Consider the following 18,460-nt stretch of genomic DNA (forward strand, 5'->3'; position numbering starts at 1 on the left):
CCGGCAGTTGGCCGGATGCCCACCAACCGACACGCGGCCACAGGCACGTGCGAAATTGGGCAAGGCACATATACGTTCGATGCGTCTCCGCGACAAGGAAAAACCGGTTTCCTCTCATCCGAAACCCGACCTTACCGCCTCAATGTGACCCAAAAAGCGCACCCGTGTCGGTAGGCCCTTTCCAAGGCGTCACGAACGGGTCATTGAGCAGGCGGTTTTCATGCTGATCGAACCAGTCCGATCCACCGCCTCATCCCGAGGTGCCAGAGCGTAGCGGAGGCCTCGAGGCAGGGCTCCATCACGCATTGCGACCTCTGGGAGGCTCCTACGAGGCCCGCTCGGATGGGCACCTCGGGGTGAGGTGGGCTGGATGGGACCGTGCGGGGAAGCCCGATCGTCCCTCACCACCGACCAGAGCCGCAGGACCATGACCGAGCCCACCCGCCGCGCGCTTCTCACCGGTATCGCCGCCCTGTCCGTCGCCGGCACAGCGTCGACGGCGCAGGAGGGGCGTGCACCCAAATCCTTCGATTTCGAGGAGGTGGAGCGCCGCGCCGAGGAGCTCGCCAAGGTCGCCTACGATGCGCGGGTACCGCCCCTTCCGGCTCCCATCGCAAAGCTCGATTACGACGCCTGGCGTGACATCCGTTTCAAGCCTGACAAGGCCTTTCTCGGCGGAGAGAACAGTCCGTTCCGGCTGCAGCTCTTCCATGTCGGCTTCCTCTATAACCGGCCCGTCACGGTGAACCTCGTGCGTCGCGGCATCGCGACGCCGATCGCCTATCAGTCGAGCCTGTTCGACATGGGACGGACGAAGCTCGACAAGCCGCTGCCGGTCGATCTCGGCTTCGCTGGTCTCCGCTTCCACAGCTACCTCAACAAGCCGAACCTGCTCGACGAACTCATCGTGTTTCTCGGCGCCAGCTATTACCGCTTCCTTGGACGCGATCAGCTGTATGGCCTATCCGCCCGTGGGCTCGCCCTCAACGTCGAGGGGGAGGGCGCTCCGGAGGAATTCCCGGTCTTCCGCGAATTCTGGGTGACGATGCCTGAGACCAACGCCGATTCGCTGCTGATTCATGCCCTTCTCGATAGCCCCTCGGTGACGGGTGCCTTCGCCTTCACGGTGAAGCCGGGCGACGAGACCAGCGTCGCCGTTCGCTCAACGCTTTTCCCGCGGGTCGCGCTCCCATCGGTGGGCGTCGCGCCGCTCACCTCGATGTTCTTCATCGGCGAGAACGACCGGCACCATTCCGACGATTACCGGCCCGAACTCCACGATTCCGATGGTCTTCAGATCGCGGCCGGATCGGGCGAATGGATCTGGCGCCCCCTGGACAATCCGAAGGTGCGACGCATCTCGTCCTTCGTCGATCGCGATCCGAAGGGGTTCGGACTGATGCAGCGGGACCGCGCCTTCGAATCCTACCAAGACCTCGAAGCCTCCTATGGGCGGAGGCCGAGCTACTTCGTCGAACCCGAGGGTGACTGGGGCGAGGGCGCCGTGACCTTGATGGAACTGCCGACCGATACCGAGGTCAACGATAACATCGTCGCCTATTGGCGTCCGAAGCAGCCTTATCCGGCCGGCGAACCGGTCCGCATGTCGTACCGCGTGCGCGCCAGGAGTTCGAACACCAGACTGCATCCGGGCGGATATGTGGCCAATACCTTCCTGGCCGCCACAAGCGCCAGCGGTGCCGCCAAGGGGGAAGAGGCGAAAGGGACGTTGAGCCGCCGCTTCCTCATCGATTTCGCCGGCGGCGAGCTGCCCTATTATCTCTCGGACCCGAGTAAGGTGGAGGTGGTAGCCGGAGCTTCACAGGGACGGATCACCGCCACTTCGCTCACTCCGAACCCGCATATCGGAGGATTGCGGGCAGCGATCGACATCACCCTCGACGCGGCGGACCAATCTACCGAACTCCGCGCCTTCCTGCGCGCTAGCGGTCGAGCGTTGTCGGAAACCTGGGTCTATCCCTGGACCACAGCGTGAGCGCCCAAGCCCACAAACGGCAGACGGTCGCTCCGGTCACCATCCGTCCGGCGACATTGGGCGACCTCGACGCCCTGGTCGCCCTGGAACACGCGGCGTTTTCGGGAGACCGGGCGGAACGGCGGGCGATCCGCCATGCCATCGGCTCTCCGTCGATGTCGCTGCTGGTCGCTCTGGATGCCGAAGACCGCTCGATCCTGGTGGCGGCGGCCACGCTGGAGCGCCGCAAGGGAAGCCGCAGTTGCAGGCTCTCCTCCATCGCGGTGTCTCCCGGACGCGCGGGTCAGGGTCTTGGCGGCATCATGCTCGATGCCGCGGAAGACGACGCACGAGCGCATGGATGCACGAAGCTGCGACTCGAAGTGAGAGCCGATAACGGCGCCGGCATCCGACTCTACGAGCGTCACGGCTACGTGCGCTTCGCTGTCCTCGAAGAGTACTACGAGGACAGCATGGAAGCCTGGCGCTACGAGAAGCCTCTGTAGGCCGTCGCCCCTCCCCGATATCGGGGAGGGAGCGGAAAGGGCTTAGTCGCAGTTCTCGCGGGTGACGGTCTTGCGGTCACCGACTTCGTTCTCGCGGGTGACCGACTTCACGCGGCAGCCGTCACGGGTCTCGCGCGTCTCCACGGTACGGGACTCAGATTCCGGCCGCTCGACGATGACGCGCTCGGGCGCCTCGCGCTCGATGATCGTGGTCTGGGCCTGAACCGCCGAAACCCCGAAGAGCGTCAGCAGGGCAGCAGTGGCAAGCATGGAATGACGCATGGCAATCTCCTTCAAAACCATGCGCCCAACGGCGATACGAGCTAGACCGTTCCCATTTCGCCCCCCAACCCGCCAAATTCTCCCATCGCAGGTAGGGTCGCGCACTATCCTTCGATCTTCGAGAAGTCTGCGACCTCCCGGGTCGCCGCCCGCAAGGCGTTGAGCAAGGCGAGGCGATTCTCACGCAGGGCCGGATCGTCGGCATTGACGATGACCTTCTCGAAGAAAGCATCAACGGGCGCGCGCAGGATCGACAAAGCGCGCATGGCCCCGGAGAAATCCTCGGCCGCCACGGCCGCAGACGCGGCTTCCCGGGCGGTCACCAGCGCCTCGGACAGAGCCTGCTCCTCCGGCTCGCCGGAGGCGGCGATGGCGACGCGGTCGGGCTCGGCCTCGTAGCTGCGCCCGTCCTTCTTCTCCTCGATCCGCAGGATGTTGGCCGCGCGCTTGTAGCCGGCGAGCAGGTTCCTACCGTCATCGGTCTCGAGGAACTTGCCCAGCGCCTCGACCCGACGCACGACCATCAGGAGGTCGTCCTGGCCGGGCAGGGCGAAGACGGCGTCGATCAGGTCGTGGCGGGCGCCTTGGTCGCGAAGATAGACCTTCAGGCGGTCGGCGAAGAAGTTGAGGAGATCGCCAGGCATGGGGTTGTCGAGGCTGCCATTGTTCTCCAGCGCGGCCATATCGTGCTCGTCATTCCCGGAAAGGGATATGTCGACGACGTGACGGTTCTTCTGAACATAAAAGGCGTCCTCCAGCACATCCTCTCGGAGGTTCAGACGTAATCCATTCTCAAGAATCAGCCGGACCACGCCAAGGGCTGCCCTACGAAGCGCGTAGGGATCCTTGCTGCCGGTGGGCCTTTCATCGATGGACCAGAAACCCGCAAGGGTGTCGAACTTATCGGCCAGGGCCACGGCGATCGAAACAGGATCGGTCGGTACTCGGTCGGATGGACCGACGGGCTTGTAATGCTCTTCCACCGCCGCGCAGACACTCGGATGTTCGCCTTGAAGCGCCGCATACTTGCGGCCCATGAGGCCCTGAAGCTCGGGAAACTCTCCAACCATCTCGGTCACGAGATCGGCCTTCGCAAGTTGAGCGCCGCGACTGGCGAGTTGTACATCCGCGCCGATATTGGGTGCTATCCCGCGCGCCAGCGACGCGATGCGCTTCACCCGCTCGCCCTGAGTTCCGAGCTTTTCATGGAAGACGATGCTGTCGAGCTTCGGCAGACGGTCTTCGAGACTGATCGCCTTATCGGTCTCCCAGAAGAACTTCGCGTCCGAGAGGCGGGCGCGCACCACGCGCTCGTTGCCACCGGTGATCGCCAGGCCGCCATCGCTGGCGATCAGGTTCGAGACCAGGATGAAGGCGGGAGCCAGCGTGTCGGAGCCCGTTTCACGCAGCACGAAGCACTTCTGGTTGGCGCGGATGGTGGCACGGATCGCCTCGGCCGGGATGTCGAGGAAGCTCGGATCGAAGGTGCCGAGCAGCACGACGGGCCATTCGACCAGGCCGGCGACCTCGTCGAGCAGGCCCTCGTCTTCCACGAGTTCGAGACCGCGCGCGAAGGCCAGGTCACGCGCATCGTGCAGGATGATGTCCTTGCGCCGATCCGGGTCGAGCACGACCTTGGCGCGCTCCAGCGCCTGGATGTAATCGTCGAACCGCCGCACCTCGATGGCATCCGGGGCCAGGAAGCGGTGCCCGTAGGTGGTGGTGCCGGCCGCGATCCCGTCCACGGTGAAAGGCACGATTTCGGGTGTCTCGGTCTCGGGGCCGAAGGTCGCCACGATGGATTGCAGCGGCCGCACCCAGCGCAGGCTCCCCGGCTGGGAAGACGCTGCGCCCCAGCGCATGGATTTCGGCCAGGGGAAGCTCTTGAGGATGGCGGGCAGGATCTCGGCCAGCACGTCGAGCGTCTCGCGGCCGGCCCGCTCGATCACGGCGACATAGAACTCGCCCTTTTTCGGATCGGTGACGATTGTCGCCTGATCGAGGCTCGCGAGACCGGCGCTCTTGAGAAATCCCTGAATTGCTCCGTCCGGCGCGCCAACGCGGGGCCCTTTGCGTTCCTCGCGGACGTCCTTCCCGCGTGGCGGGAGGCCTGCCACATGCAACGCCAGTCGGCGCGGGGTCGAGAAGGCCTTCGCTCCCTCGTAGAGGAAGCCGCGTTCCACCAATGCGTCGGTGACGAGCTTCTTCAGATCTTCCGCGGCACGCCGCTGCATGCGGGCAGGAATCTCTTCGGAGCGCAGTTCGAGGAGAAGATCAGGCATGGGGAGCGGGCGTCCGAGATGTTGTTCCAGGATGTCGTCGGCGCCAAGGGCGCGCCCGACGATCATCATGCGAAGGTAAGAGAATGACCGGGCATGTCACGAAGACGACGCCGGGCGCCTGAAGTCGTGCAAGGGCAGCAGTGCCGCGACTCAACCCGCTCCGCCGCCCGCCGTCTTCAGCCAGGCGGCCCCGCAGGCTTTGGCCAGTTCGCGCACGCGCAGGATATAGCTCTGGCGCTCGGTCACCGAGATGACGCCGCGGGCGTCGAGCAGATTGAAGACGTGGCTCGCCTTGATGCACTGGTCGTAGGCAGGCTGGACCATCCGGTGGGTTCCCGAATCTTCCGCCGGCGCGCCCGCATCCAGATAGGTGCGGCAGGCCTTCTCCGCGTCGGTGAACTGGCGGAACAACATCGCGGTATCCGCCGCCTCGAAATTGTGGCGCGAGTATTCCTGCTCGGCCTGGAGAAAGACATCACCGTAGGTGACCTTCTCGTCGCCTGCACCGCCATTGAAATTGAGGTCGTAGACGTTCTCGACGCCCTGCACATACATGGCCAGCCGCTCGAGCCCGTAGGTCAGTTCGCCCGCCACCGGTGCGCATTCCACACCGGCGACCTGCTGGAAATAGGTGAACTGGCTCACCTCCATGCCGTCGCACCAGCACTCCCAGCCGAGGCCCCAGGCGCCCAATGTCGGGCTCTCCCAATCGTCCTCGACGAAGCGGATGTCGTGCAGCTTCAGGTCGACACCAATGGCGTCGAGGGAGGCGAGGTAGAGCTCCTGCAGGTTCGGTGGGTTCGGCTTCAGGATGACCTGGAACTGGTAATAATGCTGCAGCCGGTTGGGGTTCTCGCCGTAGCGCCCGTCCTTCGGCCGGCGGGACGGCTGGACATAGGCCGCCTTCCAGGGTTTCGGCCCGAGGGCGCGCAGGGTCGTCGCCGGATGAAACGTGCCGGCGCCCACCTCCATGTCGTAGGGCTGGAGGATCACGCAGCCCTGCGCCGCCCAGAAATTCTGCAGGGTGAGAATCAAGCCCTGGAAGGAGGTCTTGGGGGCGAGATCGACAGCGCTCGGCAGGGCTTGTGCGCTCGACATGGCTAGCTTCCGGTAAGCGGGAAAGCGGCCAGCGTTTAAGAGGCGTGCCCGCGCTGTCAAGCCGAAGCCCCGCACCCACGCGGGTGCGCGGCGGCACACATTTCCGCCACGATTGCCATTACGTCCGGAACTGTCTCGCTTGATCTAAGTTCTTAGCACAAATCAAGGGATCAGCCCGGTCGCAACCGACCGGCGAACATTGCGGAAACCGGACCATGCGCAAGTCGTTCACTGTCTTCGCGGCTCTCATTGCAGCTTCCCTGACCGCAACGCCCTTCGTCATGGGGGCATCGAATGCGCTGGCCACCACGGACAAGACCGATCTCGTCGCCATGCCCGCTCTGGTGACGCCGATCGAAGTCGCTAGCGTGCCGGCTCCTGCTTTGTCCGAGACCTGCACCCGCAAAGTGCGCGTGGTGTATTCCGGCTACGGCGCGCCGTCCTCGGCCTGCACCATCGCGACTCGCTGAGACCTCACAACCCGTAGCGAGCCCAGGCCGCCCGCTCTTCGACCGCCGCGAGGGCGTCGGCGGCAAGGCCGTCGACGACCGTGGAGCCCGGAACGGCCCGGCGCAGGAGCCTGCTGACGAACGAACCCTGCTTCTCGGCCACGACTTTCAGCACGACGTCGTCCCCGAACCGCGCCCGCAACGTCGAGCGGGCATCACCCAGGCCATCGACGAGGCCCAACGGCAGCGCCTGCCGCCCGGTCCACACCGCGCCGGTGAAGAGGTTGTCGCCGCTAGCTCGAACCGCGGGACGCCTCTCGGACACGAGCGTGGTGAACAGATCCTGCACATCCGCCTGGATCGCCTTCAAGCGGACGATGTCCTCCGGGTTCTCCGGGCGAAACGGGTCTAGCATCGCCTTGGCTTCGCCCTGAGTATGGACCCGGCGTTCGATGCCGATCCGTTCAATGAGCTTGTCGAAGCCGAACCCCGCCGAGACCACCCCGATCGAACCGATCAACGATGTCGGATCGGCGATGATCTCGTCCGCCGCGCAGGCGATCATGTAGCCGCCGGACGCAGCGACATCCTCCACGAAGGCGTAGACGGGCACCCTCTTCTCGATCGACAGCGCGCGGATGCGGCGGTGGATGAGATGGGACTGGGCCGGTGATCCTCCGGGCGAGTTGATGACCAGCGCCACCGCCGAGATGCCGGTCATTCCAAAGCCGCTCTCGAGGCTCGAGGCCACGGTGGCCATGGAAAGGCCGGACCGCAACGGCGAGACGGCACCGATGACGCCGCTGAGACGGATAACCGCCACGGTCGGTTTGCGGCCACGCCACGCCTTGGGGAGAATTGGGTCGAGGAAGCGTGGCAGGGGAAGGGACATCAGTCTCGTCTCGCTGGAAAGTTCTGGGCCGCTTGGATTGGGGAACGAGCGACATCTCCCCACCCGGCAACAGTCACGAAATGGAGATGACCGAACCGATTTACAGGCTTCGCCGTTTTTCTCTGCCTGGGTTGCAGCACGGTGCCGCAGCGCGGAGGCCACCGGGCGACGCCCGGACAAGAGGAGGGAGACAGAGCATCATGCGTATCGCGACGTGGATGGTCGTTCTGATGGGGGTATTGGGCGGAGCCTATGGTTCCTTGAACCAGGCGCGCGCCGCTCCACTGCCCGTCACCGCCATTGAGGGAGCTGCCGCAACGCCGCTTGTGGCGCAGGCCCATTGGCACCGTCACCGCTGGCACCGCCGCCATCACTGGCATCGTCGTCACGTCTGGCACCGGCCGCATTACGGCTACAGGCGGCATTATTGGCGGCCACATTTCTACCGCCCGGTCTACGGCTACCACCGTCCCGCCTATGGATGGCGCCGGCCCTACTGGCATCGCCGTCATCATTGGCATCGTCACCACTGGCACCGCCGGCATTGGCACCACCGCCACCACCATTGGCGCCGGTTCTACTGACGCTTCAGCGAACGTGCCGTATCGTCTGGCGGCGGGGGCCTATGCCCTCGCCGTCGCCTTGTTCAAGCCGGCCAGGGCTGCCCGCGATGGATAGCGTCGGCCTCCGGCGTCATCACGTCGTCCTCGCCATGCAGGATGAGCGGCGGCGCCAGCGAAAAAGGCGCGCGGCTTCCCTTGATGCCCGTGATCAGAACGCGAATCGCGGGTCGCCCGGCTCGCGCATGGACCGGTCGAACCATGATCCCTCCGAAGCGCCTCTTCATGGCGGCGAGGCAGTCGGGGAGGGCATCGGCGCGATGGATCAGGCCAAGCGTCCCTCCGGGCTTCAGCACATCGAGGCAGGCCTTCAGCCAGGGTTCGAGCCCGCCCTCCGCGAAGGTATGGGCCGAGGCTTTCCCCGCGACGGGCGATGGCCTGTGACGCTCCACCTCGAAGAAGGGAGGGTTGGTGAGCACGATGTCGGCCATCTCGGGTCCGAGCCCGGCCGCCCGGCGGGCTTCGACCGAGAAGACGTCCGCGGCGATGACGACCGCCCGACCCTGAAGTCCGTTCTCCTCGATATTCCTGCGGGCGAGACGAGCGAGGTCCGCGTCTCTCTCGACGAGGACGATCCTGGCGCTCGGTTCCTCTAGCGCCGCCGCGAGACCCACCGCTCCGCTTGCCGCACCGACATCGACGATCGTGGAATCCGGCTTCGGTCGCACCAACCGGCTCAGTAATGCCGCATCCGTCCCCGCGCGGTGGGCGCCTCGCGGCGGCTGATACAGACGAAGACGTCCGCCGAGCCAGAGATTCGGCCTAAGCTCCGCCTGCTCGCCAACTACTTCAGGCATCGCGCAGTTCGTGCGCGAGGCCGGCATCCTCCAGCAGACGGCGCGCTTCGGTCGCATGGTCGTCGGGCACGAGAAGCCTTCGTGCGAAAGCGCCGATCGAACCTTCCAGCAGGCTCATGTGGATGTCTGCGACGAGGACCGGAATCTCCGCCCCCTGAAGGAGCGACTCGGCAAAGCCCATCAGGACGATGTCGTTGCTCCGGATGAGTTCTCTCATGCGTCCACCCGCCCCATCGGCGGCTCCCTGCCGCCACCCTTTGTATACAGCGAGAAACGCGGGATGTTGCAGCGCCTCGGCGCGCATGCGAAGGGGTGCCCGCGTGGATGTTGGTCACGGGGGATAGCCCGGCCGAGCGGATCGGCCCGAGCGGCGGGTGCGCCGCCGGGATCTGCCTGGTGTGAAAAGCTCGGGAGGCATCGAGTTTGGGTGTCGTCGTTTCCTTCGATGAGGGCCGCTCCGATCCGGAGTCGAGCCTGAACGATCTTGTGGCCCTGGTCGCCAAGGGGATGGAGCGCGTGAACGCGACCATCCTGTCGCGCACCGGATCCGATGTCGCGATGATTCCGGAGGTGGCCAACCATCTCATCGCGTCCGGGGGCAAGCGCCTTCGCCCTATCCTCACCCTCGCCACCGCCGATCTCTGCGGCTACGGGGCCGGGGAGGGGGCGGTGAAGCTCGCAGCCAGCGTCGAGTTCATGCACACCGCGACCCTGCTCCACGACGACGTGGTGGACGAGAGCGACATGCGGCGCGGCCGCGTTGCGGCGCGGATCAAGTGGGGCAACGAGGCGAGCGTGCTCGTCGGTGATTTCCTTCTCGGCCAAGCCTTCCGCATGATGGTGGAAGTCGGCTCTCTACGTGCTCTCGACATCCTCTCGGCCGCCGCGACTGTCATCGCCGAGGGCGAGGTGATGCAGCTCACCGCCGCCAAAAACACCGAGACCTCGGAGGACGAGTATCTCGCCGTCATCCGCGCGAAGACGGCGGAATTGTTCGCCGCCGCCTGCGAAGTCGGCCCGGTGATCGCCGACCGCCCAAGGGCGGAGCAGGCGGCGTGCCGCTCCTACGGCATGAATCTCGGGATCGCCTTCCAGTTGATCGACGACGTGCTCGATTACGGCGGCACCAGTGCCTCGATGGGCAAGAATGTCGGCGACGATTTCCGCGAGGGGAAGATCACCCTGCCGATCGTCCTGGCCTTCCGACGGGGCAGCGAGGAGGAGCGGACCTTCTGGCGTCGCACACTCCAGGACGGTCAGGTCGAAGAGTCCGATCTCGACACGGCCCTCGCCATCCTACGGAAGCACCGGGCCCTTGAAGACACGATCGACCGCGCTCGGCATTACGGCGCCATCGCCCGTGACGCCCTGGCGTTGTTCCCCAACGGGCCGATGAAATCAGCCCTGCTTCAGGTGGTGGATTTCTGCATCGCCCGGGCTCACTGAGCCGAAAGCGGCCAGCCGATCACGGCTCGTCACACGAGCCGTGCAGGGAAGGCCGTCACCGCAGCAAAGCGGCTCGGACCCACCAGGATGGCTGCATCGCGCGGATGGCGGCAGCCGCCCGAACCGCATCGGATCGGGTGGCGAACAAGCCGAACACCGTAGCACCGGAGCCGGACATGCGGGCGAGCCGGCATCCCGGCCGGTCGCGCAGGGCCGTGAGCGTATCTGCGATGACGGGGGCGACCGTGAGCGCCGGCGCCTCGAGATCGTTACGAGCCGGCGTCACCGCCGCCAGGATCTCGCCGAAGCCGAGACCTCGCGCGAGGAGCGGGTGGGCCTCGCCAGCGTGGCGCTGCCCCGCCGTCAGCCCCAGCGCCTTGAAGACCGGCGCGGTGGCGACCGGCACACCGGGATTGATCAGCACGGCCGGCAACGGCGCGAAACCCAGCGACGGTCCGACATCCTCTCCGGCACCCCTCATCATCCGACCGCGCGGATCGAGGCAGACGGGAACGTCCGCCCCGGTGGCGCGGGCGGCCTCGACGATTGCGGGGTGATCGAGGGAAAGGTCGTTGAGGCGCGCCAGCAGCCGCAGGGCGGCGGCGGCATCCGACGATCCGCCTCCGATCCCGGCTGCCACGGGTAGACGCTTGCTGAGGTGGAAGCCACCGAGACGAAGCCCTGGGATGGCCTTGGCCAGTCCTGTGGCGGCACGGATCACGAGGTTGTCGTCGAGGGGACCGGCCGGTCCGGCGGTGGGTCCCGACACGTCCAGGGTTAGGTTGGTGCCGGGCTCCAGGCTGAGCGTATCCCCCGAACCGGTGAAGGCCACGAGGCTTTCGAGCTCGTGGTAGCCGTCTCCCTCACGACGGCCGAGGACGTGAAGGGTGAGATTGATCTTCGCCGGAGCGCGGGTGACGAGGATGGGCACGGCTTGCTCTGTCGGAGAGGGGCGGATCTGTCGACCGCGGGAATGCGCGGCCGGTCTGGCCCCGCGATCCCCCACCCGTCAAGCCGGTGTCAGCCGCCGGTCTTCTTGTCGGCCGCGCCGGGGGGCTCGCTCGGAGCCGGGGCGCCCTTCGGCAGATCCGGATTCACCTTCTCCGCCTCGGGAGGATTCTCGGCGGTGGCAGCGGGCTTTTCGAGTTCCGGCAGGCCATCCTTGAGCTTGGCGTTGATCTTGACGAGATCGTCCGGCTCGGGGTTCAGGTCCTTGGCGTGCTGCCACTGGAACTTGCCTTCGAGCCTCCGGCCCGAGCGCCAGTACGCATCGCCCAGATGGTCGTTGATCGTGGGGTCGCCGGGCTTGAGTTCGATGGCCTTCTCCAGCTCGCGCACGGCATCGTCGTAGCGCCCGAGGCGGAAATAAGCCCAGCCGAGGCTGTCGATGATCATGCCGTCGCGCGGGCTCGCATCGACGGCCTGCTTCAGCATGGTGAAGGCCTCATCGATATTCATGTTCTGGTCGACCCAGGAATAGGCGAGGTAGTTGAGCACCTGCGCCCGCGCCGCCGGTTGGTTCGGCGGAACCAGTTCCAGCGCCTTCTTGAGGTCCGCCTCGGCCTTGGGCCATTGCTTGGCCCGCTCGTAGGCGGTGCCGCGGAAGTAGAAGGTCGTCCAGTAATTGGAGGCCGGCTGCTTGCCAATGAGCTCGATGGCGCGGCTGTAGGTGGCCGCCGCCTCTTCGTACTTCTTGCGCGAGCGCTGGACGTTGCCGAGGGCGGTCACGACGTCGATGCTGTCGGGATGCTCCTTCATGGCGGCGTCGAGGAGTTGGGTCGCCTCCTCGCCCTTGCCCATCTGCTCCAGATTGAGGCCGATCTGGATATCGGCGTTGAGCTTCAGCGGCGAAGATGCCGGCATCTGCGCATAAGCATCGTTGGCGCGCTCGGTCTGCTTCATCCGGTCGAGCGTGTCGGCGAGGGTCAGGCGGGCGAGGGCGTGTTCGGGGGCGAGATAGAGTGCGAGGCGCAGATAGACCACGGCGGGCAACTCGTCGCCTTGGGTGGATCCGGCCGAGCCGAGCCCGTAGAGTACCTCGCCGGCGCCCTCCTGAGCAGTGTTGACAAGGCGGGTGAGGGGCTTGCCGGCCTTCAGCTTGTCGAGGGCGTCACGCACGATCGGGTGGCGCGGCAGCAATTGATCGAAGGCGGTATAGGCCTGGATGGCGAGGTCCGTACGGCCGGCCTGCGCTTCGAACCGGGCATAGGCATCGACGATGCGCAGAGTGTTCTGGTCGGCGTCGTAGGCGGCCTTGAGCCGGCGCTCCGCCTCCGCCTGATCGCCGACGAGGTTGGCGATCAACCCGGCGTGGAAGTCGCGGAAGGTATTGTATGAGCGCTCACCCTTCAGCTTGTTCACCACTTCGAGGGCGCGCTTGCCATCATTGGCACCGGCATAGGCCCAAGCGGTCAGGAGAGTGCTGGTGAGATCGGCTGCAGCACCCCGTCCGCTGCGGGCGAAGTTCTGGCGGGCCTGCGCGAACTGGCCGGCCTTGATCTGGCGAACCCCAAGGCTGAGCTGCGCGAGGCCGTTCGATCCATCGCGGGCGGTGAGGCGCTCGGCCGCGCGGAATGCGTCTGGCAGTGCTCCGTCCGCGAGAAGCGACACGAAGGCGCGCTCGAGCAGTTCCGCATTGCGCGGGTCCGCTTTCACGGCCTCGCGGTAGAAGCTTGCGGCGGCGGAGGTGTCCTTGGACGCGCCAGCAATATAGGCGGACAGGAAGTTGCCCTCCAGCGACTCGGCCGGCTCGTACTCCGTCACCGGAGCCGATTCCCGGGGCTGGGCGGCCAGGGCCGTGACCGACGTCGCCACGGAGGCGGCGAGGCACAGGGCGAGAGCCGAGAGGGTCCGGCGGGTCGCGGCGTTTCCGTTCATGGGCACCAGTCGCGTTTGTAGCGCATCGTCCGTCAGGGACCGATGCCGATCGGGCGGGGACACTGAACTCTTCCCGCCATCCTCGCAAGGCGAAAGGATGGCGGGCAGTTAGGGTCCGGTGCGTCCTCACATGTTGGGATAGTTCGGCCCGCCCGGCCCCTCCGGCGTCACCCAATTGATGTTCTGGTTGGGGTCCTTGATATCGCAGGTCTTGCAGTGGACGCAGTTCTGCGCGTTGATCTGGTAGCGCACGCCATTGCCCTCCTGCACCCATTCGTAGACGCCCGCCGGGCAGTACCGCGCCGAGGGGCCGCCATAGACGTCGTGCTCCGAGGACTTCTGGAGCGCCGCGTCCTTGACGTTGAGATGCGGCGGCTGGTCCTCTTCGTGATTGGTGTTCGAAAGATAGACCGAGGAGAGCCGGTCGAAGGTCAATTTGCCGTCGGGCTTCGGATAGACGATCGGTGTCACCTCCGAGATCGGCTTGGTAGCGAGATGATCGGGCTTGCCGTGTTTGAGCGTGCCGAAGGGCGAGGCGTCGAGGATCGTCTGCGACCACATGTCGAGGCCGCCGAGGCCTACGCCGACGAGCGTGCCGTATTTCGACCAGAGCGGCTTGACATTGCGCACGCGCTTGAGGTCGCGGCCAATGTCGCTGTCGCGCCAGCCCGTCTCGTAATCGGTGAGTTCGTCGCCTTGCCGGCCGGCGGTGAGGGCGGCCGCGATGGCCTCGGCCGCCTGCATGCCGGAGAGCACGGCGTTGTGCGAACCCTTGATGCGCGGGACGTTGACGAAGCCGGCCGAGCAGCCGACGAGGCAGCCGCCCGGAAAGACGAGCTTCGGCACCGATTGCCAGCCACCCTCCATGATCGCGCGGGCGCCGTAGCCGATGCGCTTGGCGCCCTCGAACACGTCGCGGATCATCGGGTGGGTCTTGAAGCGCTGGAACTCCTCGAACGGCGACAGGGTCGGGTTCTCGTAGTTCAGATGCGTGACGAAGCCGACCGAGAGCAGGTGATCGTCAAAATGGTAGAGCCAGGAGCCGCCGCCGGTCTTGTTCGAGAGCGGCCAGCCCATGGTGTGGCGCACGAGACCGGGCTCGAACGTCTCCGGCTTCAGCTGCCAGAGTTCCTTGACGCCGAGGCCATACTTCTGGTGATCGCTGTCCCGGTTGAGCTGGAAGCGGTCGATCAGCGTCTTGGTGAGCGAGCCGCGCGCGCCCTCGCCGAAGATCGTGTACTTGCCGCGCAGCTCCATGCCGCGGGTGTAGTCGTCCCGCGGTTCGCCGGACCTGCCGATGCCGAGATCCCCGGTGGCCACGCCGATGACGGTACCGGCATCGTCGTAGAGCACTTCCGAGGCCGGAAAGCCTGGATAGATCTCGACGCCGAGTTCCTCGGCCTTGGCGCCGAGATACTTCGTCATGTTCGAGAGCGAGCCGACGAAATTACCGTGGTTCGACATGAATTTCGGGAAAGCGAAGTTCGGCAGCGCGATGCCGCTGTTCTTGGTCAGGAACAGGAACTCGTCGCGCTCGACCTCGGTCTTGAGCGGCCGGGCCTCGTCCTGACGCCAATCGGGGAGCAGTCGGTCGAGCCCGAGCGGATCGATCACGGCGCCGGACAGGATATGCGCGCCGACCTCGGACCCCTTCTCGACCACGACGACGGTGAGATCGGCGGCGATCTGCTTGAGGCGGATCGCGGCGGCAAGGCCAGCGGGCCCCGCACCGACGATCACCACGTCGAAATCCATACCCTCGCGCTCGGGCAACGCCATCCTATAAACTCCTCCTGCCGCGCGACCCGAAACCGATCGAGACCAGCCGTCGAATGCGCGATGTTATGATTGCGAACACTCTCAACCCATTCCAAGCTGGGAACGCAAGCCTGCGGATGGTCTCAGCTTTGTTCTGGCCGTCCCGCAGCCATGCAGACGATGGTAGATCCCGCCCCGCGAAGTGTTGTCCACAGGCTCCGCAAGAGCCACATCGAGAACCATGAGCCAAGGCCCCGACCACCAGCGCGACGTGATCGCCGAACTGGACTTCCATGTGGAATCCGGCGTCGATCTTTGTCTCGACGAACGCCCGCACGATCGCTTCTCCGAAACCGACGATCCCGCGCCCTGGCGCCCGGCGACGATACAGCGCGGATCGCCATCCCCCGTATCGTCGCAGCGGGCCGAGCTGTCTCACGAGGGGCCGCAGGCCGATCCGGTGCCGCCTCGCCGCGAGTTGCCGGCGCGAGGGCAGGCGCCGTCGGCCCCGCCGGCGCGGACCTATGGACAATCCGCGGCAGCGAAACCCGGAGAGGCTGCGGGCGACGCTCGGGCGCGGGCTCGCGACGTCGCCTCCCTCGAAGAGCTTGAGGCACTGCTTGCCACATTCGATGGTTGCCCCCTCAAGTTCACAGCCAAGAATCTCGTCTTCGCCGACGGAAACCCGGCGTCGAAACTCATGTTCATCGGTGAGGCACCGGGAGCGGACGAGGACCGCGTCGGCAAGCCGTTCATGGGCCGCTCGGGTCAACTGCTCGACCGGATGATGGCGGCGATCGGTCTCGACCGGACAAAAGCCTACGTCACCAACATCGTGCCATGGCGACCACCGGGAAACCGCAACCCGACACCACAAGAGGTGTCGATCTGCAAACCCTTCATCGAACGCCAGATCGAACTCGCTGACCCGGACATCATCGTCTGCCTCGGCAGTCCGGCCACACAGGCGATCACCGGCACGAAAGACGGTATCCTGAAGGCGCGAGGACGGTTCTATCCCTATCGGGTGGGTGACCGGGAGGTGAACGCTCTGGCGACCCTCCACCCGGCCTATCTCCTACGCCAGCCACTTCAAAAACGTCTCGCGTGGCGGGATTTCCGCCTGCTGAGGGCAACCCTCGACGGCAAAGCGTAGGGCGAAAGCCGGGGTGGAAGCGGAACCGTATCTTTCACCGCGGGATTAGTTCGGGCACACGGGACCGAAGACAGTGATGCGAGTGGCGACCGGGTTCCGGTAGGGCTACGCCACGAAGGGTGACGAGATCATGCGCTGGGAAGATTTCCGCTCTTCGGACAACGTCGAGGACCGCCGTGGCGAGGGCGGTGGAGGCGGCGGAGGCTTTCCGGGTGGCGGTGCCGGCGGGCTCGGCATCGGCACCATCGTCATCCTCTGCATCATCGGCTGGGTCACAGGCATCAATCCCGCGATCCTGATCGGTGGCGCCGAGCAGATGAGCGGCGGCGGACAACCGCGCCAGGAGCGTGTCGATCCGCAGACCCAGGCCCAGCGCAAGACAAAGCCGGCGGACGAGAGCGGACGTTTCGCGGCTGCGATCCTCGGTAATACCGAGGACGTCTGGAAGGAAATTCTCCCGAACCAGACCGGCAAGCAGTACCGCCCAACCGGCATGGTGCTTTACACCGGAGGCACGCGCAGCGGCTGTGGATCGGCGCAGGCCGCGATGGGGCCGTTCTATTGTCCGCTCGATAAGAAGGTCTACCTCGACACGTCGTTCTTCAAGGAAATGGAGCAGAAGTTCGGGGTCAAAGGCGATTTCGCCTATGCTTATGTGATCGCTCACGAAGTCGGCCACCACGTGCAGGACGAACTGGGCATTCTGGGCAAGGTCCAGGGTCGCCAGCAGGCGGCATCCAGCAAGGTCGAGTCTAACCAGTTGTCGGTACGCGTGGAGTTGATGGCCGATTGCCTCGCCGGCGTCTGGGCCAAGAACTCAAACGACAAGTATAACTCTTTGGAGCCCGGTGACATCGAGGAAGCTATGCAGGCAGCTAGTGCCATCGGCGACGATAAGCTCCAGAAGCAGTCGCAGGGCTACGCCGTGCCGGATTCCTTCACGCACGGCTCGTCGGACCAGCGGATGCGGTGGTTCATGACAGGCTACAAGAGCGGCCAGACCAAGTCCTGCGATACGTTCCGCGCGGCGCGGAACTGAGGCGGCAGCTGCGACAAGAGCCGGGCACGGTATCGTGTCCGCACTGGGCAGCGGCCGAGGACGCTCATATGTCGGGATCGACCATCGGGCCCATTCACGGGTAGAACGAAGCGTTATCGCCGAGCCGAGAGCACCTAGCCATGGTCGCCGCAGACAAGACCCGTAGCTTCATCCCGCTTTCCATCGCGGTGCTGACCGTCTCCGACACACGTGTCGCCGAAGACGACCGCTCCGGCGACACGCTGTGTGAGCGACTCGTCGCGGCCGGCCACAGCCTCGCTGGCAGAGCCATCGTGCCCGACGAAGTAGCTGCGATCCGGGCACAAGTGGAATCCTGGACGCGGGATCCGTTGGTCGACGTCGTGATCACCACCGGCGGCACCGGCTTTACTGGACGCGACGTGACGCCGGAAGCGATCGAGCCGCTATTCGAAAAACGGATGGACGGCTTCTCGGCGGTCTTTCACCGTATCTCCTACGACAAGATCGGGACGTCCACCCTCCAGTCGCGGGCCACGGCAGGACTCGCGAACGCGACATTCGTCTTTGTCCTACCGGGATCGCCGGGTGCCTGCCGCGACGCTTGGGACGGCATTCTCTCGGCTCAGCTCGATTATCGGCACCGGCCCTGCAACTTCGTCGAGATCATGCCACGCCTGGACGAACACCTTCGACGCGGCGCTTCGATCCCAGTCTGATCACCCTCGGTTGAGCCGCACATTCACCCGTCGCGGATGCAGGCGGGTCGAGAAGACGCCGCTTGCGATCAGGCGGTCGCGGCGCACGAGGTCCCCTGCGCGGGGCGCACGGACACCGATCACGGACTCACCCTGCGCCGCAAGACGCGACGGCAGCCCGGCATGCGGCCGGCGCAATCGCCCGAGGACCATTTCCGGCCGCGCCGTGCCGATGAACCGATCGATCGTGCGGATCCAGCCCTCGGCCGGAACGTCGCCTGCTTCGAGGCAGAGGACCCACTCCCGCCGCGCGGCCTTCGCACCAGCCGACCAAGGGGGCGTACCACCCGAACGGACCACGAAGGTCGCGCCGGTTGCCTCGGCGACGGCATCGATCGCTGCGTTATGGGTTGGGGCGATGATCACCGCATCGCCGACGAGCCCGGCAGCAACGCCCTCGACGAGAGCCCCCAGGGTGTCGGCGAGCTGGTCGACCGCCAAGGGGTCGGCCGGCCTCGCCACATGGATCAGAGCCGAAATCATGCGCGCGCATAGCGTATTTTCAGCGTGGGAGAAGCCAGGTGGCCGCGAAAGCTCCGCAAGAAA

At 65.7% G+C, this 18,460-nt stretch carries 18 protein-coding genes; 8 read left to right on the top strand and 10 right to left on the bottom strand.

From position 1 onward, the window contains the following. Positions 1-427 precede the first annotated feature (427 nt). Together ACYQML_RS12055 and ACYQML_RS12060 are read left to right on the top strand one after the other, a co-directional pair. Positions 428-1,996, top strand: coding sequence for an OpgD/OpgG family glucan biosynthesis protein (locus ACYQML_RS12055; RefSeq protein WP_461235630.1), 1,569 nt, complete (start codon positions 428-430; stop codon positions 1,994-1,996). Continuing rightward, complete coding sequence (locus tag ACYQML_RS12060; RefSeq protein ID WP_056430005.1) at positions 1,993-2,481, top strand: GNAT family N-acetyltransferase; 489 nt, start codon at positions 1,993-1,995, stop codon at positions 2,479-2,481. Before ACYQML_RS12055 ends, ACYQML_RS12060 begins: the two co-directional genes overlap by 4 nt. 42 nt (positions 2,482-2,523) lie before the next feature. Here ACYQML_RS12060 and ACYQML_RS12065 read toward each other — a convergent pair whose 3' ends face one another. The 3 genes from ACYQML_RS12065 to ACYQML_RS12075 form a co-directional block, all read right to left on the bottom strand. Further along, the gene (locus tag ACYQML_RS12065) at positions 2,524-2,763 is read right to left on the bottom strand and encodes a hypothetical protein (RefSeq protein WP_207410726.1); all 240 of its coding nucleotides are present in this window, start codon (positions 2,761-2,763) and stop codon (positions 2,524-2,526) included. A gap of 104 nt (positions 2,764-2,867) precedes the next feature. Then, a complete protein-coding gene (gene glyS, locus ACYQML_RS12070; protein WP_461232941.1) occupies positions 2,868-5,045 on the bottom strand; it encodes a glycine--tRNA ligase subunit beta in 2,178 nt (725 codons plus the stop codon). Between the two features lie 150 nt (positions 5,046-5,195). Then, on the bottom strand, positions 5,196-6,143 hold the full coding sequence (locus ACYQML_RS12075; protein ID WP_419951511.1) for a glycine--tRNA ligase subunit alpha: 948 nt from the start codon (positions 6,141-6,143) through the stop codon (positions 5,196-5,198). A 215-nt stretch (positions 6,144-6,358) separates the two neighbouring features. Between ACYQML_RS12075 and ACYQML_RS12080 the strand changes: the two genes are divergently transcribed. Then, positions 6,359-6,613 carry a hypothetical protein gene (locus ACYQML_RS12080; RefSeq protein ID WP_461232943.1) on the top strand — a complete coding sequence of 85 codons (255 nt, stop codon included), beginning with the start codon at positions 6,359-6,361 and terminating at the stop codon, positions 6,611-6,613. A gap of 4 nt (positions 6,614-6,617) precedes the next feature. Here the strand turns inward: ACYQML_RS12080 and ACYQML_RS12085 are convergent, their stop codons facing one another. Continuing rightward, on the bottom strand, positions 6,618-7,484 hold the full coding sequence (locus tag ACYQML_RS12085) for a S49 family peptidase (protein ID WP_461232944.1): 867 nt from the start codon (positions 7,482-7,484) through the stop codon (positions 6,618-6,620). A 200-nt stretch (positions 7,485-7,684) separates the two neighbouring features. Here ACYQML_RS12085 and ACYQML_RS12090 point away from each other — a divergent pair, with 200 nt between their 5' ends. Next, entirely contained in the window at positions 7,685-8,068 is a 384-nt protein-coding gene (locus ACYQML_RS12090) for a hypothetical protein (RefSeq protein ID WP_461232945.1), read from the top strand. A 62-nt stretch (positions 8,069-8,130) separates the two neighbouring features. Here the strand turns inward: ACYQML_RS12090 and ACYQML_RS12095 are convergent, their stop codons facing one another. Together ACYQML_RS12095 and ACYQML_RS12100 are read right to left on the bottom strand one after the other, a co-directional pair. After that, positions 8,131-8,901, bottom strand: a complete 771-nt coding sequence (locus ACYQML_RS12095) for a tRNA1(Val) (adenine(37)-N6)-methyltransferase (protein WP_461232946.1) — start codon at positions 8,899-8,901, stop codon at positions 8,131-8,133. Further along, entirely contained in the window at positions 8,894-9,118 is a 225-nt protein-coding gene (locus tag ACYQML_RS12100; protein ID WP_207410779.1) for a putative signal transducing protein, read from the bottom strand. The genes ACYQML_RS12095 and ACYQML_RS12100 overlap by 8 nt, the downstream gene beginning before the upstream one ends. Before the next feature lie 206 nt (positions 9,119-9,324). On the opposite strand from ACYQML_RS12100, the gene ACYQML_RS12105 reads away from it, so the two are divergent. Beyond that, a complete protein-coding gene (locus ACYQML_RS12105) occupies positions 9,325-10,347 on the top strand; it encodes a polyprenyl synthetase family protein (protein ID WP_056430030.1) in 1,023 nt (340 codons plus the stop codon). Positions 10,348-10,402: 55 nt separating this feature from the next. Here ACYQML_RS12105 and ACYQML_RS12110 read toward each other — a convergent pair whose 3' ends face one another. From ACYQML_RS12110 to ACYQML_RS12120, 3 genes are all read right to left on the bottom strand, one after another. Next, a complete protein-coding gene (locus ACYQML_RS12110) occupies positions 10,403-11,278 on the bottom strand; it encodes a 4-(cytidine 5'-diphospho)-2-C-methyl-D-erythritol kinase (RefSeq protein ID WP_461232947.1) in 876 nt (291 codons plus the stop codon). 89 nt (positions 11,279-11,367) lie between these two features. Then, positions 11,368-13,224: a tetratricopeptide repeat protein gene (locus ACYQML_RS12115; RefSeq protein ID WP_056430037.1), complete on the bottom strand. Its 1,857-nt coding sequence runs from the start codon at positions 13,222-13,224 to the stop codon at positions 11,368-11,370. Between the two features lie 126 nt (positions 13,225-13,350). Continuing rightward, positions 13,351-15,003 carry an electron transfer flavoprotein-ubiquinone oxidoreductase gene (locus ACYQML_RS12120; protein ID WP_056430040.1) on the bottom strand — a complete coding sequence of 551 codons (1,653 nt, stop codon included), beginning with the start codon at positions 15,001-15,003 and terminating at the stop codon, positions 13,351-13,353. 220 nt (positions 15,004-15,223) lie between these two features. Here ACYQML_RS12120 and ACYQML_RS12125 point away from each other — a divergent pair, with 220 nt between their 5' ends. The 3 genes from ACYQML_RS12125 to moaB all read left to right on the top strand — a co-directional run bounded on the left by ACYQML_RS12125 (position 15,224) and on the right by moaB (position 17,875). Beyond that, positions 15,224-16,138: a uracil-DNA glycosylase gene (locus tag ACYQML_RS12125; RefSeq protein ID WP_461232948.1), complete on the top strand. Its 915-nt coding sequence runs from the start codon at positions 15,224-15,226 to the stop codon at positions 16,136-16,138. Positions 16,139-16,268: 130 nt separating this feature from the next. Further along, positions 16,269-17,177: a KPN_02809 family neutral zinc metallopeptidase gene (gene ypfJ, locus ACYQML_RS12130; protein WP_056430046.1), complete on the top strand. Its 909-nt coding sequence runs from the start codon at positions 16,269-16,271 to the stop codon at positions 17,175-17,177. A gap of 140 nt (positions 17,178-17,317) precedes the next feature. Then, on the top strand, positions 17,318-17,875 hold the full coding sequence (moaB, locus tag ACYQML_RS12135; RefSeq protein WP_461232949.1) for a molybdenum cofactor biosynthesis protein B: 558 nt from the start codon (positions 17,318-17,320) through the stop codon (positions 17,873-17,875). Here the strand turns inward: moaB and ACYQML_RS12140 are convergent, their stop codons facing one another. Then, on the bottom strand, positions 17,876-18,397 hold the full coding sequence (locus tag ACYQML_RS12140) for a hypothetical protein (RefSeq protein WP_207410715.1): 522 nt from the start codon (positions 18,395-18,397) through the stop codon (positions 17,876-17,878). Positions 18,398-18,460 lie beyond the last annotated feature (63 nt).

This window comes from Methylobacterium sp. CM6244 (genome assembly GCF_054817885.1).

Coding starts and splice junctions, on each gene's coding strand:
- ACYQML_RS12055 (WP_461235630.1), top strand. CDS start 428: ATGACCGAGCCCACCCGCCGCGCGCTTCTCACCGGTATCGCCGCCCTG.
- ACYQML_RS12065 (WP_207410726.1), bottom strand. CDS start 2,763: ATGCGTCATTCCATGCTTGCCACTGCTGCCCTGCTGACGCTCTTCGGG.
- glyS (WP_461232941.1), bottom strand. CDS start 5,045: ATGCCTGATCTTCTCCTCGAACTGCGCTCCGAAGAGATTCCTGCCCGC.
- ACYQML_RS12075 (WP_419951511.1), bottom strand. CDS start 6,143: ATGTCGAGCGCACAAGCCCTGCCGAGCGCTGTCGATCTCGCCCCCAAG.
- ACYQML_RS12080 (WP_461232943.1), top strand. CDS start 6,359: ATGCGCAAGTCGTTCACTGTCTTCGCGGCTCTCATTGCAGCTTCCCTG.
- ACYQML_RS12085 (WP_461232944.1), bottom strand. CDS start 7,484: ATGTCCCTTCCCCTGCCACGCTTCCTCGACCCAATTCTCCCCAAGGCG.
- ACYQML_RS12090 (WP_461232945.1), top strand. CDS start 7,685: ATGCGTATCGCGACGTGGATGGTCGTTCTGATGGGGGTATTGGGCGGA.
- ACYQML_RS12095 (WP_461232946.1), bottom strand. CDS start 8,901: ATGCCTGAAGTAGTTGGCGAGCAGGCGGAGCTTAGGCCGAATCTCTGG.
- ACYQML_RS12100 (WP_207410779.1), bottom strand. CDS start 9,118: ATGAGAGAACTCATCCGGAGCAACGACATCGTCCTGATGGGCTTTGCC.
- ACYQML_RS12115 (WP_056430037.1), bottom strand. CDS start 13,224: ATGAACGGAAACGCCGCGACCCGCCGGACCCTCTCGGCTCTCGCCCTG.
- ACYQML_RS12120 (WP_056430040.1), bottom strand. CDS start 15,003: ATGGCGTTGCCCGAGCGCGAGGGTATGGATTTCGACGTGGTGATCGTC.
- ACYQML_RS12125 (WP_461232948.1), top strand. CDS start 15,224: ATGAGCCAAGGCCCCGACCACCAGCGCGACGTGATCGCCGAACTGGAC.
- ypfJ (WP_056430046.1), top strand. CDS start 16,269: ATGCGCTGGGAAGATTTCCGCTCTTCGGACAACGTCGAGGACCGCCGT.
- moaB (WP_461232949.1), top strand. CDS start 17,318: ATGGTCGCCGCAGACAAGACCCGTAGCTTCATCCCGCTTTCCATCGCG.
- ACYQML_RS12140 (WP_207410715.1), bottom strand. CDS start 18,397: ATGATTTCGGCTCTGATCCATGTGGCGAGGCCGGCCGACCCCTTGGCG.